General features: G+C 57.1%; 18 protein-coding genes. 4 read left to right on the top strand and 14 right to left on the bottom strand.

The window, feature by feature from the left end:
- Positions 1 to 13: 13 nt before the first annotated feature.
- On the bottom strand, positions 14 to 1,405 hold the full coding sequence (locus tag IV493_RS03270) for a NarK family nitrate/nitrite MFS transporter (protein ID WP_195857725.1): 1,392 nt from the start codon (positions 1,403 to 1,405) through the stop codon (positions 14 to 16).
- A gap of 355 nt (positions 1,406 to 1,760) precedes the next feature.
- Between IV493_RS03270 and narL the strand changes: the two genes are divergently transcribed.
- Both narL and mutS read left to right on the top strand, forming a co-directional pair.
- Positions 1,761 to 2,363, top strand: coding sequence for a two-component system response regulator NarL (gene narL, locus IV493_RS03265; protein WP_230300002.1), 603 nt, complete (start codon positions 1,761 to 1,763; stop codon positions 2,361 to 2,363).
- 305 nt (positions 2,364 to 2,668) lie between these two features.
- Positions 2,669 to 5,230 (top strand): DNA mismatch repair protein MutS, encoded by a 2,562-nt coding sequence (gene mutS / locus IV493_RS03260; protein WP_033783961.1) that lies wholly within the window; start codon positions 2,669 to 2,671, stop codon positions 5,228 to 5,230.
- A gap of 133 nt (positions 5,231 to 5,363) precedes the next feature.
- On the opposite strand, the gene rpoS is transcribed toward mutS, so the two are convergent.
- The 13 genes from rpoS to cysG all read right to left on the bottom strand — a co-directional run bounded on the left by rpoS (position 5,364) and on the right by cysG (position 16,726).
- On the bottom strand, positions 5,364 to 6,356 hold the full coding sequence (gene rpoS, locus IV493_RS03255) for an RNA polymerase sigma factor RpoS (RefSeq protein WP_009086923.1): 993 nt from the start codon (positions 6,354 to 6,356) through the stop codon (positions 5,364 to 5,366).
- Between the two features lie 57 nt (positions 6,357 to 6,413).
- The gene (gene nlpD / locus IV493_RS03250) at positions 6,414 to 7,514 is read right to left on the bottom strand and encodes a murein hydrolase activator NlpD (protein ID WP_013358860.1); all 1,101 of its coding nucleotides are present in this window, start codon (positions 7,512 to 7,514) and stop codon (positions 6,414 to 6,416) included.
- Positions 7,515 to 7,676: 162 nt separating this feature from the next.
- Complete coding sequence (locus IV493_RS03245) at positions 7,677 to 8,303, bottom strand: protein-L-isoaspartate(D-aspartate) O-methyltransferase (RefSeq protein WP_013358862.1); 627 nt, start codon at positions 8,301 to 8,303, stop codon at positions 7,677 to 7,679.
- The gene (gene surE, locus IV493_RS03240; RefSeq protein ID WP_013358863.1) at positions 8,297 to 9,058 is read right to left on the bottom strand and encodes a 5'/3'-nucleotidase SurE; all 762 of its coding nucleotides are present in this window, start codon (positions 9,056 to 9,058) and stop codon (positions 8,297 to 8,299) included. Before surE ends, IV493_RS03245 begins: the two co-directional genes overlap by 7 nt.
- Positions 9,059 to 9,249: 191 nt before the next feature.
- A complete protein-coding gene (gene truD, locus IV493_RS03235) occupies positions 9,250 to 10,290 on the bottom strand; it encodes a tRNA pseudouridine(13) synthase TruD (protein ID WP_195857723.1) in 1,041 nt (346 codons plus the stop codon).
- Positions 10,287 to 10,769, bottom strand: a complete 483-nt coding sequence (gene ispF, locus IV493_RS03230) for a 2-C-methyl-D-erythritol 2,4-cyclodiphosphate synthase (RefSeq protein ID WP_008927107.1) — start codon at positions 10,767 to 10,769, stop codon at positions 10,287 to 10,289. The genes truD and ispF overlap by 4 nt, the downstream gene beginning before the upstream one ends.
- Positions 10,769 to 11,485: a 2-C-methyl-D-erythritol 4-phosphate cytidylyltransferase gene (ispD, locus tag IV493_RS03225; RefSeq protein ID WP_195857722.1), complete on the bottom strand. Its 717-nt coding sequence runs from the start codon at positions 11,483 to 11,485 to the stop codon at positions 10,769 to 10,771. Before ispD ends, ispF begins: the two co-directional genes overlap by 1 nt.
- A gap of 3 nt (positions 11,486 to 11,488) precedes the next feature.
- Positions 11,489 to 11,806, bottom strand: a complete 318-nt coding sequence (gene ftsB, locus IV493_RS03220) for a cell division protein FtsB (protein ID WP_013358867.1) — start codon at positions 11,804 to 11,806, stop codon at positions 11,489 to 11,491.
- Between the two features lie 169 nt (positions 11,807 to 11,975).
- Positions 11,976 to 12,296 (bottom strand): DUF3561 family protein, encoded by a 321-nt coding sequence (locus tag IV493_RS03215; protein WP_013358868.1) that lies wholly within the window; start codon positions 12,294 to 12,296, stop codon positions 11,976 to 11,978.
- A gap of 52 nt (positions 12,297 to 12,348) precedes the next feature.
- Entirely contained in the window at positions 12,349 to 12,954 is a 606-nt protein-coding gene (cysC, locus tag IV493_RS03210) for an adenylyl-sulfate kinase (RefSeq protein WP_095706752.1), read from the bottom strand.
- Complete coding sequence (gene cysN, locus IV493_RS03205) at positions 12,954 to 14,381, bottom strand: sulfate adenylyltransferase subunit CysN (protein WP_095706751.1); 1,428 nt, start codon at positions 14,379 to 14,381, stop codon at positions 12,954 to 12,956. Before cysN ends, cysC begins: the two co-directional genes overlap by 1 nt.
- An 11-nt stretch (positions 14,382 to 14,392) precedes the next feature.
- Entirely contained in the window at positions 14,393 to 15,301 is a 909-nt protein-coding gene (gene cysD, locus IV493_RS03200) for a sulfate adenylyltransferase subunit CysD (RefSeq protein WP_013358871.1), read from the bottom strand.
- 9 nt (positions 15,302 to 15,310) lie between these two features.
- Positions 15,311 to 16,726 (bottom strand): siroheme synthase CysG, encoded by a 1,416-nt coding sequence (gene cysG, locus IV493_RS03195; protein ID WP_013358872.1) that lies wholly within the window; start codon positions 16,724 to 16,726, stop codon positions 15,311 to 15,313.
- Positions 16,727 to 17,091: 365 nt separating this feature from the next.
- Here cysG and IV493_RS03190 point away from each other — a divergent pair, with 365 nt between their 5' ends.
- Both IV493_RS03190 and IV493_RS03185 read left to right on the top strand, forming a co-directional pair.
- Complete coding sequence (locus IV493_RS03190; protein ID WP_013358873.1) at positions 17,092 to 18,105, top strand: aminopeptidase; 1,014 nt, start codon at positions 17,092 to 17,094, stop codon at positions 18,103 to 18,105.
- Positions 18,106 to 18,114: 9 nt separating this feature from the next.
- The gene (locus IV493_RS03185) at positions 18,115 to 18,399 is read left to right on the top strand and encodes a YciI family protein (RefSeq protein ID WP_013358874.1); all 285 of its coding nucleotides are present in this window, start codon (positions 18,115 to 18,117) and stop codon (positions 18,397 to 18,399) included.
- Positions 18,400 to 18,431: the final 32 nt, after the last annotated feature.

Below are 18,431 nucleotides of genomic sequence, written 5' to 3'. Positions count from 1 at the left end.
GGCTTTGTCGTTATCAGGCGCGGGCTTTTCGTCCGTAAACCAGCCAGGTCACGGCGATGCAGCAGAGATAAAAGACCAGGAAGATTTTCATCGCGCCAGCGGGTGAACCGGTCATGGCGAGCGACAGGCCAAAGGTCTGTGGAATAAAGAAGCCGCCCAGTGCGCCAATAGCGGAGATAAAGCCCAGCGCAGCCGAGGTTTCTGTCGCCGCTTCACGCTGCGCATGCGCATCGTCGCCACCTTCAGCTTTAATACGTTCCAGCGTCAGCTTGCGGAAGATCACCGCAATCATCTGGTAGGTGGAGCCACTGCCCAGACCGGCAGTCAGAAACAGGCCCATAAACACCGCGAAGAAGGCGATAAACGAGCCATCATGTCCGTCCCCCGGCAGCGTGAGAAACAGCAGCGCGGCAAACAGCGCCATCAGGATGTAGTTGACCAGCGTGACGCGGGTCCCGCCGAGGCGGTCAGAAACAATGCCGCCTGCTGAACGGGCCAGCGCACCAATCAGCGGGCCGAAAAAGGCGTAATGCATGATCACCACATCCGGAAACTGCGTTTTCGTCAGCATGGCGAAACCGGCAGAAAACCCGATAAAGGAACCGAAGGTCGCCAGGTAGAGCAGCGCCATGATCCACAGGTGTGGACGTTTCAGCACCGGCAACTGCTCACGCAGCGAGGATTTCGCCGCTGCGAGATCGTTCATGCCGAACCAGGCCGCCAGCGTGCCGACCGCCAGGAACGGCACCCAGATCCAGGCCGCATTTTCCAGCCAGAGGCTGTCGCCGGTGACGGTGGTATGGCCCACATCGGCAAAGCCAAAAATGGCACAGGAGATTGCCAGCGGTGCGACAAACTGCATCACGCTGACGCCAAGATTACCGAGACCACCGTTGATACCCAGCGCGCCGCCCTGATGGGCTTTAGGGAAGAAGAAGCTGATGTTGCCCATGCTTGACGCGAAGTTAGCGCCACCAAATCCGCACAGCAGGGAGATCACCATAAATGTCGCGAATGAGGTCTGGCTGTCCTGAACCGCAAAGCCGAGCCACAGGCAGGGAATGATCAGGATACCGGTGCTGAAGGCGGTCCAGCGGCGGCCACCAAAGATGGGGATCACAAAAGAGTAAGGCACACGCAGCAGCGCGCCGGACACCGACGGCAGCGCGGTCAGCAAAAAGAGCTGCTCCGTAGTGAAGTTAAAGCCGACTTTATTCAGGTTAACCGCGACGGTGCTGAACAGCATCCAGACGCAGAAGCCCAGTAGCAGGCAAAAAACAGAAATCCACAGATTACGGCTGGCGATACGCTTGCCGCGCATCTGCCAGAACGCCTCGTTTTCCGGTTGCCAGTCCTGGATTAATGCGCCGCGCGTCGGGGTTTGCAGTGGGGCAGATTGGGTCATAAATCTCTCATCAGCAGAATAATAATTGTGCATATCCTGCGCATCCGGCCTGGCGGCTTGCTTGATACAAATCAACGGCAATGCAGGTTCAAAGGCGTGGCAATCTCTGATTATCCTGGTTAAGTAGTTAACTGAATGCAGATAACCCTTATAAATCATGCGGTTTAATTACTGCTGCGAACCCCTTCAGCAAAAGGGCATCTGAATGGAAATAAAGGAGTAGTCCTTTGGGGGTATATAGCAACCCCGCTTCACCGGTAAGATAGGCACCTTCGCCCGCACAGGGCCGGCGTACAGGACAGGAAAGATTGTGACGGCAGAGAAATTTACGCTCTTATTAATCGATGACCACCCCATGCTGCGCAACGGGCTGAAGCAGCTGATTGCGCTGGATGAACGACTGCAGGTGGTGGCCGAAGCGGGTAACGGCATTGATGGTCTGGCGCTGGCACAACAGCACGATCCCGACCTGATCCTGCTGGATCTTAATATGCCGGGTCTGAACGGGCTGGATACCCTGACCCAGCTGCGCGAAATCGCCCTTTCTGGCCGCGTGGTGGTGTTCAGCGTTTCCGATAATGAAGAGGATGTGGTCAGCGCACTGAAGCGCGGCGCGGATGGTTATCTGCTGAAAGATACGGAACCGGAAGCCTTGCTGAAAGCGCTGCATCAGGCGGCCGCCGGGCAGATCGTACTCAGCGAAGCGTTAACCCCGATTCTGGTTGCGCGGTTGCGCGAATCGCAGCCTGCACAGACGCGCGATATCAGCCAGCTAACCCGACGTGAACGCGACATCCTGCAGCTGATCAGCGATGGAATGACCAATAAAGCCATTGCCCGCAAACTGGACATCAGTGAAAGCACGGTTAAGGTTCACGTCAAATATCTGCTGAAAAAAATAAACCTCAAGTCCCGCCTTGAAGCCGCCGTCTGGGCGCTGCAGAACGGGCTGCACTGAGCATTTTTCTTCTGCTGTGCGCTATAGCGCCGCCCCGCACACCGTAAACTGACGCAGAAATCGCGAGCCGCCTCGCAGCACCGCGCCAGAGTAATGAAAAACGCCACTTTTCTGTCGCCAGCCGTCGCCACATTTGCCAGGATGCCTGTCAGGTTACACCCGGTCAGGATCAGGACGTTTATCAGGCTGGCATATGCCCTGCCCTATTCGTTATCATCTGGTTATCCTGCGTGCCTGGAATCCCTTTCGGTTTCATGGGCGTTGACCGCCAGAAATTCACCGCATTAAAGATGAGTTAAAACCTTATGCAAGAGCCAACCGAAAAGGACTTTCCTTCCCATACGCCCATGATGCAGCAGTACCTGCGCCTCAAGGCGGAGCATCCTGATATTCTGCTGTTTTACCGGATGGGTGACTTCTACGAGCTGTTTTATGACGACGCCAAACGCGCCTCGCAGCTGCTGGAGATTTCACTTACCAAACGCGGGGCGTCCGCGGGCGAACCGATCCCGATGGCGGGTGTGCCCTATCATGCGGTTGAAGGCTATCTGGCTAAGCTGGTGCAGCTGGGCGAATCGGTTGCCATCTGTGAGCAGATAGGCGATCCGGCGCTGAGCAAAGGCCCGGTGGAGCGCAAAGTGGTGCGCATCGTAACACCCGGCACCATCAGTGATGAGGCGCTGTTGCAGGAGCGGCATGACAATCTGCTGGCGGCGATTGTGCAAAGTCCGCGCGGTTTTGGCTACGCCACGCTGGATATCAGCTCAGGCCGTTTTCGCTTAAGCGAACCGGCGGATGCTGAAACCATGGCGGCAGAGCTGCAGCGCACCAACCCCGCCGAGCTGCTCTATCCCGAGGATTTTCAGGCAATGTCGCTGATCGATCAGCGTCGTGGACTGCGCCGTCGTCCGCTGTGGGAGTTTGAGATCGATACCGCGCGCCAGCAGCTGAACCTGCAGTTTGGCACCCGCGACCTCAATGGCTTCGGCGTGGAGAACGCGCACCTCGGGCTGAGCGCGGCGGGCTGCCTGCTGCAATATGTCAAAGATACCCAGCGCACCACACTGCCCCATATCCGCTCGCTGAGCATGGAGCGGCAGCAGGATAGCATCATCATGGATGCCGCCACCCGCCGTAATCTGGAGATCACCCAGAACCTGGCAGGCGGCACCGACAACACCTTAGCGGCCGTGCTGGATAAAACCGTTACGCCAATGGGCAGCCGGATGCTGAAGCGCTGGCTGCATATGCCGCTGCGCGATGTGCGCATCATTAACCAGCGTCAGGAGTCGATTGCTGAGCTGCAGAATCTCAGCGAAGTCCTGCAACCGGTGCTGCGTCAGGTTGGCGATCTGGAACGTATCCTGGCGCGACTCGCACTGCGCACCGCCCGTCCGCGCGATCTGGCCCGCATGCGCCATGCGTTTCAGCAACTGCCAGAACTGAACCAGCTGCTGGCCGACGTAAAAGCGCCACAGCTACAAAAGCTGCGCACGCAGATGGGCGAATTCACCGCACTACGCGAGCTGCTGGAGCAGGCGGTGATTGAGTCACCGCCGGTGCTGATTCGTGACGGCGGCGTGATCGCGCCCGGCTACAATGCAGAGCTGGATGAGTGGCGCGCGCTGGCCGATGGCGCAACCGACTATCTGGACCGGCTGGAGATCCGCGAACGCGAGAAGCTGGGACTGGATACGCTGAAGGTCGGCTTTAACGGTGTGCATGGCTATTACATCCAGGTCAGCCGTGGCCAGAGCCATCAGGTGCCGATGCACTATGTCCGTCGTCAGACGCTGAAAAATGCTGAACGCTACATCATCCCGGAACTGAAAGAGTACGAAGACAAAGTCCTCACCTCGAAGGGCAAAGCGCTGTCGCTGGAGAAAAGCCTGTATGAGGCGCTGTTCGATCAGCTGCTGCCGCACCTTGAAGCGCTGCAGCTGAGTGCCGCCGCGCTGGCCGAACTGGACGTATTGAGCAACCTGGCCGAACGTGCCTGGACCCTGAACTATTGCCGTCCGGTGCTGCAGGATAAAGCCGGAATTAAAATCAGCGGCGGTCGCCATCCGGTGGTTGAGCAGGTTCTGAAAGAGCCGTTTATTGCTAACCCGCTGTCACTGGCACCACAGCGCAGAATGCTGATCATTACCGGTCCCAACATGGGCGGTAAAAGTACCTATATGCGACAGGCGGCACTGATTGCACTGATGGCATGGATCGGCAGTTTTGTTCCTGCTGATGAGACGCTGATTGGCCCGCTGGATCGCATCTTTACCCGCGTCGGTGCAGCTGACGATCTCGCCTCCGGGCGCTCGACCTTTATGGTGGAGATGACCGAGACCGCCAACATCCTCCACAACGCCACTGAAAACAGTCTGGTGCTGATGGATGAGATTGGACGCGGCACCTCGACCTACGACGGTTTATCGCTGGCCTGGGCCTGTGCTGAAAACCTGGCGAACCGCATCAAGGCAATGACACTGTTTGCCACTCACTACTTCGAGCTGACAACATTGCCGGAAAAAATGGAAGGCGTGGTCAACGTTCATCTGGATGCGGTTGAGCATGGCGACACCATCGCCTTTATGCACAGCGTTCAGGAAGGGGCTGCAAGCAAGAGTTATGGTCTGGCCGTCGCCGCGCTGGCCGGTGTGCCTAAAGAGGTGATCAAGCGGGCGCGGAACAAGCTGAAAGAGCTGGAGACCGTTTCAAACCACTCGGCATCATCAACGGTAGATGGTTCTCAGCTGCCGCTGCTGGTTGAAGAGACCTCACCAGCGGTGGAGGCGCTTGAGGCGCTGGATCCGGATACGTTGACACCGCGTCAGGCACTTGACTGGATTTATCGGCTTAAATCGCTGGTGTGATAGCACGCCGTATCGTGTAAAAGCACGGTGCGGCACTGGCATTTCTTTGTAAATCACTTTTCTGCAGGCATAAAAAAAACGGTGGTTTTCACCACCGCTTTTTGCATTCGAACTCAGACCATCTTACAGACGATTATTCACGAAACAGTGCTTCAATGTTGAGACCCTGCGCCTGCAGGATTTCGCGCAGACGGCGCAAACCTTCAACCTGAATCTGACGTACACGCTCACGGGTTAAGCCGATTTCACGACCCACATCCTCAAGCGTTGCCGCTTCATAGCCCAACAGGCCGAAACGACGCGCCAGCACTTCACGCTGCTTGGCGTTCAGTTCGAACAGCCACTTGACGATGCTTTGTTTCATATCATCGTCCTGCGTGGTGTCTTCCGGGCCGTTATCTTTCTCATCGGCCAGAATATCCAGCAGCGCTTTTTCAGAATCACCGCCTAATGGCGTATCAACTGAGGTAATGCGTTCGTTGAGACGTAACATACGGCTTACGTCATCAACTGGTTTATCAAGCTGCTCGGCGATCTCTTCCGCACTTGGCTCATGGTCGAGCTTGTGGGAAAGTTCACGCGCGGTACGCAGATAAACATTCAGTTCTTTAACAATGTGAATCGGCAGACGAATGGTACGGGTTTGATTCATGATCGCCCGTTCAATAGTCTGACGAATCCACCAGGTGGCGTACGTCGAGAAACGGAACCCACGCTCCGGGTCAAATTTCTCTACGGCGCGAATCAGGCCGAGGTTACCTTCTTCAATCAGGTCCAGCAGTGCTAAACCACGATTGCTGTAACGACGGGCGATTTTCACCACCAGGCGTAAGTTACTTTCGATCATGCGACGACGGGAAGGGATATCACCCCGCAATGCACGGCGAGCGAAGAAAACTTCTTCCTCTGCCGTTAACAACGGAGAATAGCCAATCTCCCCAAGATAGAGCTGCGTCGCATCTAATACACGCTGCGTCGCACCCTGTGATAGCAACTCTTCTTCCGCTACGTCGCTATCACTGGCTTCATTTTCAACAAGGGCCTTCTCGTCAAAAATTTCAGCTCCGTTCTCATCGAATTCCGCGTTCTCATGTAACTCGTTTACTTTCAGCGTATTCTGGCTCATAAGCGGCTCCTACCCGTGATTCCAGGGCAGAACATAAAAAGGGTTTGTTCTGCCGGATTATCGCTGCGGTAAATAACGCAACGGGTTTACGGATTTCCCCTTGTAACGAATTTCAAAGTGTAATCTGACTGAACTGGTTCCGGTGCTACCCATGGTAGCGATTTTTTGCCCCGCCTTAACTTCCTGTTGTTCCCGAACCAGCATTGTATCGTTGTGGGCGTAGGCGCTCAGGTAATCATCGTTGTGTTTAATGATGATTAAATTACCGTAACCCCGGAGTGCGTTACCTGCGTAAACCACTCGTCCTGAAGCAGTGGCAACCACAGATTGTCCGCGCGTCCCGGCGATATCGATGCCTTTATTGCCACCTTCGGCGGCAGAGAAGTTATCGATAATCTTCCCGTCAGTCGGCCAGCGCCAGCTTCCGACCGGCGTTGAACTGTTGGTAGTACTGCTAACCGTTGGGGGTGCGGTAACCACCGGAGCTGTTGTCGTTGCAACATTTGCTCCTTTCGAAGGCAACAATTTGCTGCCACCCGAATTACCTGAATCATCAGAATACGTAATAACAGGTTGCTGTGCAACAGCAGGCGATTTAATTTGTGGCGCCGCCGGAACGCCGCCCTGCGTTGCATCAGCAACGGTAATGGGATTGCCACCGGTAATCGGCTGACCCGACCCGTTACCAATCTGTAAAGTCTGACCCACATTCAGGCTGTATGGCGCAGCAACGTTGTTGCGCTGGGCTAAATCACGGAAATCATTGCCGGTAATCCAGGCAATATAAAACAAGGTGTCTCCGCGCTTAACGGTATACGTTTCACCGGAGTAGCTACCCTTAGGAATATTCTGGTAACTGCGGTTGTACACGATCCGGCCGTTCTGCGTCTCAACATTACTGTTGGTACTAACCATTCCGCCATTGCTGGGGACGGATGCTGAATTTCTGCTTAACATTTGTCCCTGAGACGGCGCGGCAGGCACACCACCCGAAACCGGGCCTGCGCCAGCCTGGCTGTTCATCATGCCGCCATCATCGCCAACGCGGCTGATCGGTGCCTGTGAGTTGTCGCCAGAGCTGCAGCCTGCCAGCCAGAATCCTACCAGTGAAAGTGCCGCCAGACGGCGTAACTGAAAAAGTGTGCTTCCCGTGCTCATTAATCCCCCGTGATGGCAACGCTGATCTATCTGTTTCACTGTACCCGCCAGCAGAATGCTCTGCGCGGCGCGATAAAATCTGTGTTTTCGTTGAATGAACTGGATAGTAACAATATCAACCAGGTGGTGCCATGAAACAGTTGTGAAGAAATACGAAGAGCGTCAGGCGAGATCGCCCTGTACGAGCGGAACAAAACGCACCGGTTCAATGATCTCTTCCGTGACCTCTTCGCCCTGACGGCGCAGGCGCTTCAGTACCTGCTGATCTTCGCCAACCGGCAGCACCATAATGCCGCCTTCTGCCAGTTGTGCTATCAGCGCAATCGGAATTTCCGGTGGAGCGGCGGTAACAATGATGGCATCGAACGGACCGCGAGATGGCCAGCCCTGCCAGCCATCGCCATGGCGGGTTGATACATTATGCAGATCCAGCTGTTTCAGACGGCGTTTGGCCTGCCATTGCAGCCCTTTGATGCGTTCCACTGAATAGACATGGTCGACCAGATGGGCAAGAATCGCTGTCTGATACCCGGAACCCGTACCAATCTCCAGTACACGCGAATGCGGATTCAGCCCGAGCAACGCGGTCATCCGCGCGACCATATAAGGCTGTGAAATCGTCTGACCGGAGCCGATAGGCAAGGCCACATTGTCCCAGGCTTTATGCTCAAACGCCTCGTCGATAAACCGTTCGCGCGGCACCTCGCTGATGGCTTTCAGCAGATTTTCATCATCAATACCCTGCTGACGCAGTTGTGACAGCAGTGTCTCAATACGCCGATTCACCATGCCAGGTTCACCTCAGCTTTAGCCAGCCAGTCACTAAGCACGTTCTGCGCGCTGTGTGCCGTTAAATCGACATGCAGTGCGGTGACAGAAACATAGCCCTGATCCACGGCGGCAAAGTCCGTATCCGGGCCCGCATCCAGTTTTTCGCCCGGCGGGCCAATCCAGTAGAGGGTATTGCCACGCGGATCCTGCTGCGCAATCACCTGATCCGCCGGATGGCGACTGCCACAGCGCGTCACGCGGATGCCTTTGAGTTCGGTCAGCGGCAGATCGGGGACATTGATGTTGAGAATGCGGCCGGTGCGCAGCGGTTCATGCGTCAGCGCCCTGAGGATCGCGCAGGTCACCGCTGCCGCGGTGGCATAGTGCTGATGGCCGTTAAGTGAAACCGCTATCGCCGGTAAACCAAGATGCCGCCCTTCCATCGCCGCCGCCACCGTGCCGGAGTAGATGACATCATCGCCCAGATTGGGGCCGGCGTTGATGCCTGACACGACAATATCGGGACGCGGCTGCATCAGCGCATTCACCCCCAGATAGACGCAATCGGTCGGGGTACCCATCTGAACCGCGATATCGCCGTTTTCATGGGTGAAAGTACGCAGGGGTGTTTCCAGCGTTAAGGAGTTAGAGGCACCGCTTCGGTTACGATCGGGAGCAACAACCTGCACGTCAGCAATCTGCCGCAGAGCGTTTGCCAGAGTCTGAATGCCTGGCGCATGAATGCCGTCATCGTTGCTGAGCAATATCCGCATTTCGTTCTGACCTTTTTTTATTCGACTGGTCGCCGTGACTGGACCTGTTTGAACGGCATGGCAACAGGTGATGAATGGACAGCGATTTTTGCATTCTAGCGAGGCACGCAAGGAAGTGGTAGGCGTAAATCACACGACGGTGGGGGTTTGCCGCAACATTACCCACAAGTCGGGTCATGTTGCAGCGAAGATTACTCATCAGGCTGATCGGGCGAATCCGTTTGAGTCAGCAGCTCCCGGACCACGCTGGTAGCAAAGCTGCCCGCAGGCAGCCAGAACGACAGTTCCAGCGTGACGTCATCCCACCAGCCCCACTGCATATCGCGCGGCACCACCAGCATAGCGCGGCGGGCTGCATCAACCTTCTCACGTTCGATCAATCCCAGCAGCAGCGACTCATCCGCCAGCGCCTGCTGTTCAAAGGCCAGCGCGTCAGCCTGCGGGCCAGGCTGGCCGCGTCCCGGCAGCGGCGCGGTAATGCGCAGCTCATGCTGTTCAACCCGGCGCTGTGACTCTGCCAGTTCATCAGGCTGGGCGACAAACCAGCTGCCACGGCCAGTCAGTTGCAAAGCATCGCCGTTGAGCACCTGCGTCAGGCTGCTCTGCTGTTGCAGACGCACGCTGGTCACCTGATTAAACAGCGCACTGCGTGCGGCGGAGAGCATCAGGCTGCGCTTGTTGCGGTCGCGAATAATAATCTCATTGCGCGCCCACTTCTCCGCCATCACCAGGTTATTGCCGCCGCGACCAAATCGCTGTTCACCAAAATAGTTGGGCGCGCCCGCATCGCGAACCTGCACCAGACGCGTTTCAACCGCATCGCGGTCGCTGATCTGGCGGATAACCAGCCGGAACGCATTTCCCGCCAGTGCGCCGATGCGCAGCTTACGCTTGTGACGCACCACCTGCAAAATATCGACGCCCTCAAGCGAAAAACCGCGCAGATCGGGCATCGCATTGCCTGGCAGACGGAAACAGAGGGTCTGCTCCGTGACCGCATGGCGGTCTTTCATCCCGGCATAGCTCATGTCGCGCTGATGAATACCAAGATACTTAGCCAGCGCCTCCGCCACAAAGCGGGTATTGGCCCCGACTTTACGGATGCGTACCAGCAGATGCTCACCTTCCCCATCCGCGCTATACCCGAGGTCTTCCACCACCACGAAATCTTCCGGATTGGCTTTGATCACGCCGACGGCTGTGGGCGTGCCGTGCAGGTAATTCAGCGTCATTGGCTGTCAGCTTTCAGGACTAATGCGACCGCTTCACAGGCGATGCCTTCGCCGCGCCCGGTAAAACCGAGCTTCTCGGTGGTGGTCGCTTTGACGTTGACCGCATCCATGTGGCAGCCTAAGTCTTCTGCGATGTTGATACGCATCTGTGGCACGTGCGGCAGCATTTTCGGTGCCTGAGCAATAATCGTGACGTCGACATTACCGATACGATAGCCTTTGGCTTCAATACGACGCCAGGCCTCACGCAGCAGGCCGCGGCTGTCCGCCCCTTTAAAGGCCGGATCGGTGTCGGGAAACAGCTTGCCGATATCGCCCATCGCTACTGCGCCCAGCAGTGCGTCAGTCAGCGCATGCAGCGCCACATCGCCATCGGAATGGGCGATAAAACCGTGTTCAAACGGGATCCGCACACCGCCAATCACTAACGGACCTTCTCCGCCAAAGGCGTGAACGTCAAAACCGTGACCGATACGCATCATGCGCTCTCCTTTAATTGAATCTGACTCAGATAAAAAGCCGCCAGGGCCAGATCTTCTGGCCGGGTGACTTTGATGTTATCACTGCGTCCGCTGACTAACAGCGGATGGTAGCCGCAATACTCCAGCGCCGACGCTTCATCGGTGATGGTCGCGCCTTCTGTCAGCGCCCGCGTCAGGCAGGCGGTAAGCAGCGCATGAGGGAAAAATTGCGGCGTTAAGGCGTGCCAGAGATCGTCACGTTCTACGGTATGGGCTACTGCCGCTTTGCCCGGCTCGCCCCGCTTCATGGTGTCGCGCACCGGCGCAGCCAGAATTCCGCCTACGTGGCTCTGTTCGCGCACGTTGAGCAGTTGCTGGAGATCGTCGGGATGCAGACAGGGACGCGCAGCGTCATGCACCAGCACCCAGGCGGAACCCTGTGCGGCCTGCAGTCCGGCCAGCACCGATTCGGCACGGGTTTCTCCGCCTGTCACCCTGAGCACGCGCGGATCGCGCGCCAGCGGCAGGGAAGCGAAGTGCTCGTCATCGGGGCTGAGGGCAACAATCACCTGTCTGATGGCGGGATGGGAAAACAGACGTGTAATGCTGTGTTCCAGAAGGGTGTGCTGACCAATGGTCAGATACTGCTTCGGACAGGTTGCCTGCATGCGGCTGCCGATCCCGGCAGCGGGCACCACGGCAATCACATCCGCAAGGGAGGCCAGAGTGTTCATGTTTTATCGTTGTTGGTTTTGCGCTGCTTGTTGCGCGTTGCGTTTGTTCTGGTCAGGCACCAGACGATAGAAAGTCTCACCGGGCTTAATCATGCCCAGTTCATTGCGTGCACGCTCCTCGATCGCTTCCGAGCCGCCATTGAGGTCGTCAATTTCGGCAAACAGCTGATCGTTTCGCGATTTCAGTTTGGCATTGTTTGCCTGTTGCACCGCGACATCATCATTGACGCGCGTATAGTCATGGATGCCATTTTTCCCCAGCCACAATGAATATTGCAGCCAGCCTAGCAGCACCAATAACAGTAACGTCAGTTTTCCCATCCCGCCCCCTAAAAACGGCCCAATCATCCCATAACTTTGCACAGGACTCCACACCAGCGGCGAAAATGGCATGCTTTGCTGCGCGTATGCGTAATGAGTACCGATTCTGGCGGGAAAAGATTTGTAACCTGCCGATGCGTTTGCACATCAGCACGGGCGCAGTGATGGCTTACCAGCCGGAGAGAAAGGAGAACATTAACCAGAATAGCGTGACCACCATAATCACGGTGGCGAGTGCGGCCCAGAGCCACTGCCCGCTCAGCAGCGTATTCAGTGCAATACCCGTAACCACAGCGACCGGCAACAACGCCAGAAAGAATGGCCAGGTATAGAGAAAGAAAAACAGCGTGTTAGAGCCGAACAGCAGGAAAGGGATCGCCAGCGCACACCCGTAAGCAAGAAAACCGATAACGCCGCCCGGCAGCAGTGAGCGTGGCTCATCCGGGGCGGAGTCATCTTTACGGGCGAGCATTGGGGTAATGTTCTGCATAGGCATCCTGTTGGCGCGAGGGCGGCAGATCAGACGATCTGCCGATGTCTCTTCAGGATCTGATGATATCGCGGTCGCGCAGCAGATCTAACAATTGGGCGGCCAGTTTTGTAACCAATTGTTCGCCATCCAGCTGGATTTCCGGGCTGTCTGGCGCCTCATAGATGCTGTCGATGCCGGTGAAATTACGCAGCTCACCGGCGCGCGCTTTGCGATATAACCCTTTCGGATCGCGCGCTTCACACACGGCTAATGGCGTATCGACAAACACCTCAATAAACTGCCCTGGCTCCAGCAGGTCGCGCACCATCTGACGCTCGGCGCGATGCGGCGAAATAAAGGCGGTAAGCACCACGAGTCCGGCATCCACCATCAGTTTCGCCACTTCACCGACCCGGCGGATGTTTTCCTTGCGGTCATCATCGCTGAAGCCGAGGTCACGACAGAGGCCGTGGCGCACATTGTCACCATCCAGCAGATAGGTGCTGACACCGATGCGGTGCAGCGCCTGCTCCAGCGCACCTGCGACGGTGGATTTCCCCGAGCCCGAAAGCCCGGTGAACCACAGCACCACGCCCTGATGGCCGTGCTGCTGCTCGCGAGAAGCGCGTGTTACCGGATGGTCATGCCACACCACGTTATCATCGTGCTGCGCCATTATTGACCGCCCAGCAGGTCGCGCGCGTTCCAGTGTGGGAAGTGACGACGCACCAGCGCATTCAGTTCCAGCTCAAACGCGCTGAACTCACCGCTGTTAACCGGCGCATCATGGTTTGGCTGATGGATCATACCGGCACCCACGGTGACGTTGCTCAGGCGATCGATAAAGATCATGCCGCCGGTTACCGGATTCTGCTGATAGTTGTCGAGCACCATCGGTTCGTCAAAGGTGATCTCAATGCGACCAATACCGTTCAGCGGCAGCGAATCGACCTGACGTGTCTCCAGCGAGTTGATCTCAACCTGATGCAGCACCTTCTCAACGCGACCACGGGTTTTCTTACCGGCGATTTTCAGATCATAGCTCTGACCGGCCTGCAGCGGCTGTTCCGCCATCCAGACCACATCAACACTGGCAGACTGCACCGCCGACAGCGCTTCGCTGGCATCGACCAGCAAATCGCCACGGCTGATATCAATCTCATCCTGCAGCACCAGGGTGATCGCTTCACCTGCACCCGCTTCCTGCAGATCGCCATCAAAGGTGACAATGCGGGCAATCGTCGACTCCACGCCAGACGGCAGCACTTTTACGCGCTGGCCGACCTGCACGCTGCCTGACGCCAGGGTACCGGCATAGCCACGGAAATCCAGGTTCGGGCGGTTGACATACTGCACCGGGAAACGCATCGGCTGATGATCGACAACGCGCTTCAGCTCCACGGTTTCCAGCACATCCAGCAGGGTCGGGCCGCTGTACCACGGCATAGTCTGGCTGGCAGAGGCGACGTTATCCCCTTCCAGCGCTGACATCGGCACAAAGCGGATATCAAGGTCTTCCGGCAGCTGGGCAGCAAAGTCGAGGTAATCCTGTTTGATCTGCTCGAAGCGTGTCTGCTCGTACTCCACCAGATCCATCTTGTTGATCGCCACCACCAGGTGCTTGATGCCCAGCAGCGTCGAGATAAAGCTGTGACGGCGGGTCTGATCCAGGACGCCCTTACGCGCATCGATCAGCAGGATCGCCAGATCGCAGGTTGACGCGCCAGTCGCCATGTTGCGGGTGTACTGCTCATGTCCCGGCGTATCCGCAATAATGAATTTACGCTTTTCGGTCGAGAAGTAGCGGTAGGCCACATCAATAGTAATGCCCTGCTCACGTTCCGCCTGCAGGCCATCCACCAGCAGCGCCAGATCGAGCTTCTCGCCCTGGGTGCCGTGACGTTTGCTGTCGTTGTGCAGTGATGAAAGCTGATCTTCATAGATCTGACGGGTGTCGTGCAGCAGACGACCAATCAGGGTACTTTTTCCGTCATCAACGCTGCCGCAGGTCAGAAAACGCAGCAGGCTCTTATGCTGTTGAGCGGTCAGCCAGGCTTCAACGCCGCCCTGGTCGGCAATCTGTTGTGCAATTACGGTATTCATCTGGCGTCTCCTTAGAAATAACCCTGGCGTTTTTTCAGTTCCATCGAACCGGACTGATCGCGATCGATCATGCGGCCCTGACGCTCGCTGGTGGTGGAGACCAGCATCTCTTCGATGATCTCCGGCAGCGTCTGCGCTTCGGACTCTACCGCACCGGTCAGCGGCCAGCAGCCGAGCGTACGGAAACGGACCATCCGCTGGGTGATCTCTTCACCCGGCTGCAGGTTGATGCGATCGTCATCGATCATCATCAGCATGCCATCACGCTCCAGCACCGGACGCGGCGCGGCAAGATAGAGCGGCACGATCTCGATGTTTTCCAGGAAGATGTACTGCCAGATATCCAGTTCAGTCCAGTTCGACAGCGGGAAGACGCGGATGCTTTCGCCCTTGTTGATCTGGCCGTTGTAGTTGTGCCACAGCTCAGGACGCTGGTTTTTCGGATCCCAGCGGTGGAAGCGGTCACGGAAGGAGTAGATACGCTCTTTGGCGCGTGACTTCTCTTCATCACGACGTGCGCCGCCAAAGGCCGCATCGAAACCATATTTGTTCAGCGCCTGCTTCAGCCCTTCGGTCTTCATGATGTCAGTGTGTTTGGCACTGCCGTGGACAAAGGGGTTAATCCCCATCGCCACGCCTTCCGGGTTGCGGTGAACCAGCAACTCTGCGCCCATCGCTTTCACGGTGCGGTCGCGGAACGCGTACATTTCACGGAATTTCCAGCCGGTATCCACATGCAGCAGCGGGAACGGCAGCGTGCCCGGATAAAAGGCTTTACGCGCCAGATGCAGCATCACCGAGGAGTCTTTGCCGATAGAGTACATCATCACCGGATTGCTGAACTCCGCCGCCACTTCGCGAATGATGTGGATACTCTCCGCCTCCAGCTGACGCAGATGAGTGAGTCGTTTTTGGTCCATGATTTTCCCTCAAGCCAGATTGACAACGGCGGACTCGCGAGTCCCCTGCTGTGCTGAATGTTTAAACCAGGCGAGTTGCCCGTGCAGATTAACCACCTCTCCGATCACCAGCAGCGCCGGGGTAGGTGCCGAGGCGGCCAGCGCCTCAAGTTGTTCTAAGGTGCCGGTCAGCACCTGTTGATCCTGACGGGTGCCGCGACTGATCACCGCCACTGGCGTTGATGGCGCGCGACCGTGCTGAATCAGCGCCGCGCTGATAGCAGCCGCTTTAACCGTGCCCATGTAGATCGCCAGCGTCTGACGCGCGCGCGCCAGCGATGGCCAGTCGATATCATCGCCATCGGGACGGCAGTGACCGGTAATAAACATCACGCTCTGCGCGTAATCGCGATGGGTCAGCGGAATCCCGGCATAGGCCGTCGCACCAGCAGCCGCGGTGACGCCCGGCACCACCTGGAACGGCACGCCCGCCTGCTGTGCCGCCTGCAGCTCTTCGCCGCCGCGGCCAAAGATAAAGGGATCGCCACCCTTGAGGCGGACAACGCGCTTACCTTTCAGCGCCAGTGAAACCAGCAACTGATTAATCTCTTCCTGCGGTAACGTATGCGCGCTGGCGCGTTTACCGACGCAGATGCGGTCGGCGTCGCGACGCACCAGGTCCAGCACCTCTTCGCTGACCAGATGGTCGTAGAGCACCACATCAGCTAACTGCATTACCTGCAGGCCACGCAGCGTCAGCAGGCCGCTGTCGCCCGGCCCGGCACCGACCAGAAAGATCTCGCCCTGACGGGTTGGCTCTTCCAGCAGTTCACGATCCAGCGTGCGCTTCGCCTCTTCGACGTTACCGGCTGACATCTGACTGGCGAACAGACCGTCGAAGGCCCGCTCCCAGAAACGCCGACGATCGGACATGCGGCTGAAGCGCTGTTTGACCTTATCGCGCCAGAGTCCGGCTACCTCCGCCATCTGACCAAGACTGGCAGGCAGCAGCGTTTCGATTTTTTCGCGCAGCATGCGTGCCAGCACCGGCGCGGTGCCGCTGGAGGAGATCGCCACTACCAGCGGTGAGCGGTCAACAATCGACGGGAAGATAAAGGTGCATTTTGGCTGGTCGTCGACCACGTTAACCAGCTTATGCCGCGCGTTAGCGGCTTCAAAAACCTGGGTGTTGAGATGGTTATCGTCGGTGGCAGCAATCACCAGGAAAACGCCATCCAGCTGGGACGGATCAAATTCGGTCGCCACCCACTCCAGCTCCTGCTTATCCAGCAGTGCCTGCAGTTCCGGGCAGAGTTCACGAGAGGCGATCTGAACGCGCGCGCGCGCGCGACGCAGCAGTTCAATTTTTCGCGCCGCAATATCTCCACCGCCGACAACCAGAACCGGGCGGCCAGAGAGATCGGCAAAAAGAGGCAAATAGTCCACGTTAACCCTGATGATTTAACTTTGTATTAACGCGACTATACGTCGCTGAGTTTATCCAGATGAAATTACGAATTGGAATGAGTAGTTACCGAATGGAATAACGACACCGCAAAGCACAGAACAATTTGATCTTAACAGATGAAATTTAATGGCTTTTTCGTGAACAGGCTCACACATTCCGGTCAGCGCCTGCGCCCGCAAAAGCAGATAAGTGCCAGCGATAAATATGCGTAGGTGCTTTCCCTCTCAGTAGCGCCCGATTCCGCTAACCAGCTCGCAGAACAAAAGGGGTATAATGCGCGCGGCATGAGCAGGCCTGGCCCGCATGCCTGTTAGCTCCCGGATAATGTAAAAAAGGATGCACTATGTTTTGTTCCCTCCGCCTGAGGGTCGCGACAGTTTTGTTGAGCGCACTTATTTCCCCGCTGGCCCTGGCCGCGCCAGCGGGTCAGTTTGCCGAACAGCAGGTCCGGCACATCGCCACTTATTTTCCTGGCCGCATGAGTGGTAGTCCGGCTGAGTTGATGGCCGCTGACTATCTGCAACAGCAATTTACCGCGCTGGGGTATAAAACCGATACCCGCCAGTTCAACACCGGCTATAAGTGGCAGGAAGATGACGGCACGCAGCGCTGGCATAAGCTCACGGCCACCTCGGTGATTGCTGCGCGCGCCGGCAGCGTGCCGCAGGAGATTCTGATCGTGGCACATCTGGATACCTGGACGCCGCAGAACAGCAGCCAGGTCCATCATAATCTGGGCGGCTTACGTCTGCAGGGCGTGGACGATAATGCGTCGGGTCTTGGCGTGATGCTGGAGCTGGCGCAGCAGCTGAGTCGTAAACCGCTGCACTACGGCATCCGCTTTGTGGCGCTCAGCGCCGGAGAAACCGACCTGCACGGCATGGATGATTACGTTGAGCGGATGAGCACGCGTGAGAAAAAGAACACGCTGCTGGTCATCGACCTCAATAGCCTGATCACCGGCGATCATCTCTATTTCAACAGCGGCATGAACACGCCCCGGGCGGTGCGCAAGCAGACCAGCGATCGCGCGCTGCTACTGGCCCGTCAGCAGGGCATTCCCGCTGCGAGTCATCAGCTGACTCGCAAAGACTTCAACGGTCTGAATGCCTTCGACAGGGCGGGCTTTCCGCTGCTGGATGTGACCGCCAGCAACTGGACGCTGGGGAATAAAGATGGCGCATTACAGCGTCATCGCAGCCACCACTTTCCGGATGGTGTGACCCGTCATCAGACTGATCTGGATAATCTGAGCTATCTCGACCGCTGGCTGCCGGGCCAGATAGCCCTGCGAACCCGCGACAGCGTCCGCGTGCTGCTGCCGCTGATCAGCGAACTGACCAATCCTAAAGTGTGAGGATCTGACATGTACGTAGTTTTTCTGAATTATGTTCGTCCGGTAGAAGAGGTTGAAGCGCTGCTGGCAGGCCATATCGACTGGCTCGATCGCTATTTTGATGCGGGCTTTTTTATTGCCGCGGGACGTAAAGATCCACGCACGGGCGGCATGTTGCTGGTCAGAGAGATGGAACGTGAAAAGCTGGATGCGATCTTAGCGGAAGATCCATTTGTTGCCGTGGCGGAGTATGAGGTGACGAAAGTGAATGTGACGCGCGAAGCGGAGGCGTTTGCCGGATTAAAAGGCGTTTAACTTCCTGACTGACTGCGTGAAGACATTCTCTC

Origin of the sequence: Pantoea sp. SM3640, assembly GCF_015654165.1 — a bacterium.
GTDB lineage: Bacteria > Pseudomonadota > Gammaproteobacteria > Enterobacterales > Enterobacteriaceae > Pantoea > Pantoea vagans.
The sequence above is the reverse complement of the archived record's forward strand: the minus strand, read 5'-3'. Positions and strand labels throughout refer to the sequence as shown.

What these genes read in the sequence shown, in the direction of transcription:
- IV493_RS03270 (WP_195857725.1), bottom strand. Translation starts at nt 1,405, where the DNA reads ATGACCCAATCTGCCCCACTGCAAACCCCGACGCGCGGCGCATTAATC.
- narL (WP_230300002.1), top strand. Translation starts at nt 1,761, where the DNA reads ATGCTGCGCAACGGGCTGAAGCAGCTGATTGCGCTGGATGAACGACTG.
- mutS (WP_033783961.1), top strand. Translation starts at nt 2,669, where the DNA reads ATGCAAGAGCCAACCGAAAAGGACTTTCCTTCCCATACGCCCATGATG.
- rpoS (WP_009086923.1), bottom strand. Translation starts at nt 6,356, where the DNA reads ATGAGCCAGAATACGCTGAAAGTAAACGAGTTACATGAGAACGCGGAA.
- nlpD (WP_013358860.1), bottom strand. Translation starts at nt 7,514, where the DNA reads ATGAGCACGGGAAGCACACTTTTTCAGTTACGCCGTCTGGCGGCACTT.
- IV493_RS03245 (WP_013358862.1), bottom strand. Translation starts at nt 8,303, where the DNA reads ATGGTGAATCGGCGTATTGAGACACTGCTGTCACAACTGCGTCAGCAG.
- surE (WP_013358863.1), bottom strand. Translation starts at nt 9,058, where the DNA reads ATGCGGATATTGCTCAGCAACGATGACGGCATTCATGCGCCAGGCATT.
- truD (WP_195857723.1), bottom strand. Translation starts at nt 10,290, where the DNA reads ATGACGCTGAATTACCTGCACGGCACGCCCACAGCCGTCGGCGTGATC.
- ispF (WP_008927107.1), bottom strand. Translation starts at nt 10,769, where the DNA reads ATGCGTATCGGTCACGGTTTTGACGTTCACGCCTTTGGCGGAGAAGGT.
- ispD (WP_195857722.1), bottom strand. Translation starts at nt 11,485, where the DNA reads ATGAACACTCTGGCCTCCCTTGCGGATGTGATTGCCGTGGTGCCCGCT.
- ftsB (WP_013358867.1), bottom strand. Translation starts at nt 11,806, where the DNA reads ATGGGAAAACTGACGTTACTGTTATTGGTGCTGCTAGGCTGGCTGCAA.
- IV493_RS03215 (WP_013358868.1), bottom strand. Translation starts at nt 12,296, where the DNA reads ATGCAGAACATTACCCCAATGCTCGCCCGTAAAGATGACTCCGCCCCG.
- cysC (WP_095706752.1), bottom strand. Translation starts at nt 12,954, where the DNA reads ATGGCGCAGCACGATGATAACGTGGTGTGGCATGACCATCCGGTAACA.
- cysN (WP_095706751.1), bottom strand. Translation starts at nt 14,381, where the DNA reads ATGAATACCGTAATTGCACAACAGATTGCCGACCAGGGCGGCGTTGAA.
- cysD (WP_013358871.1), bottom strand. Translation starts at nt 15,301, where the DNA reads ATGGACCAAAAACGACTCACTCATCTGCGTCAGCTGGAGGCGGAGAGT.
- IV493_RS03190 (WP_013358873.1), top strand. Translation starts at nt 17,092, where the DNA reads ATGTTTTGTTCCCTCCGCCTGAGGGTCGCGACAGTTTTGTTGAGCGCA.
- IV493_RS03185 (WP_013358874.1), top strand. Translation starts at nt 18,115, where the DNA reads ATGTACGTAGTTTTTCTGAATTATGTTCGTCCGGTAGAAGAGGTTGAA.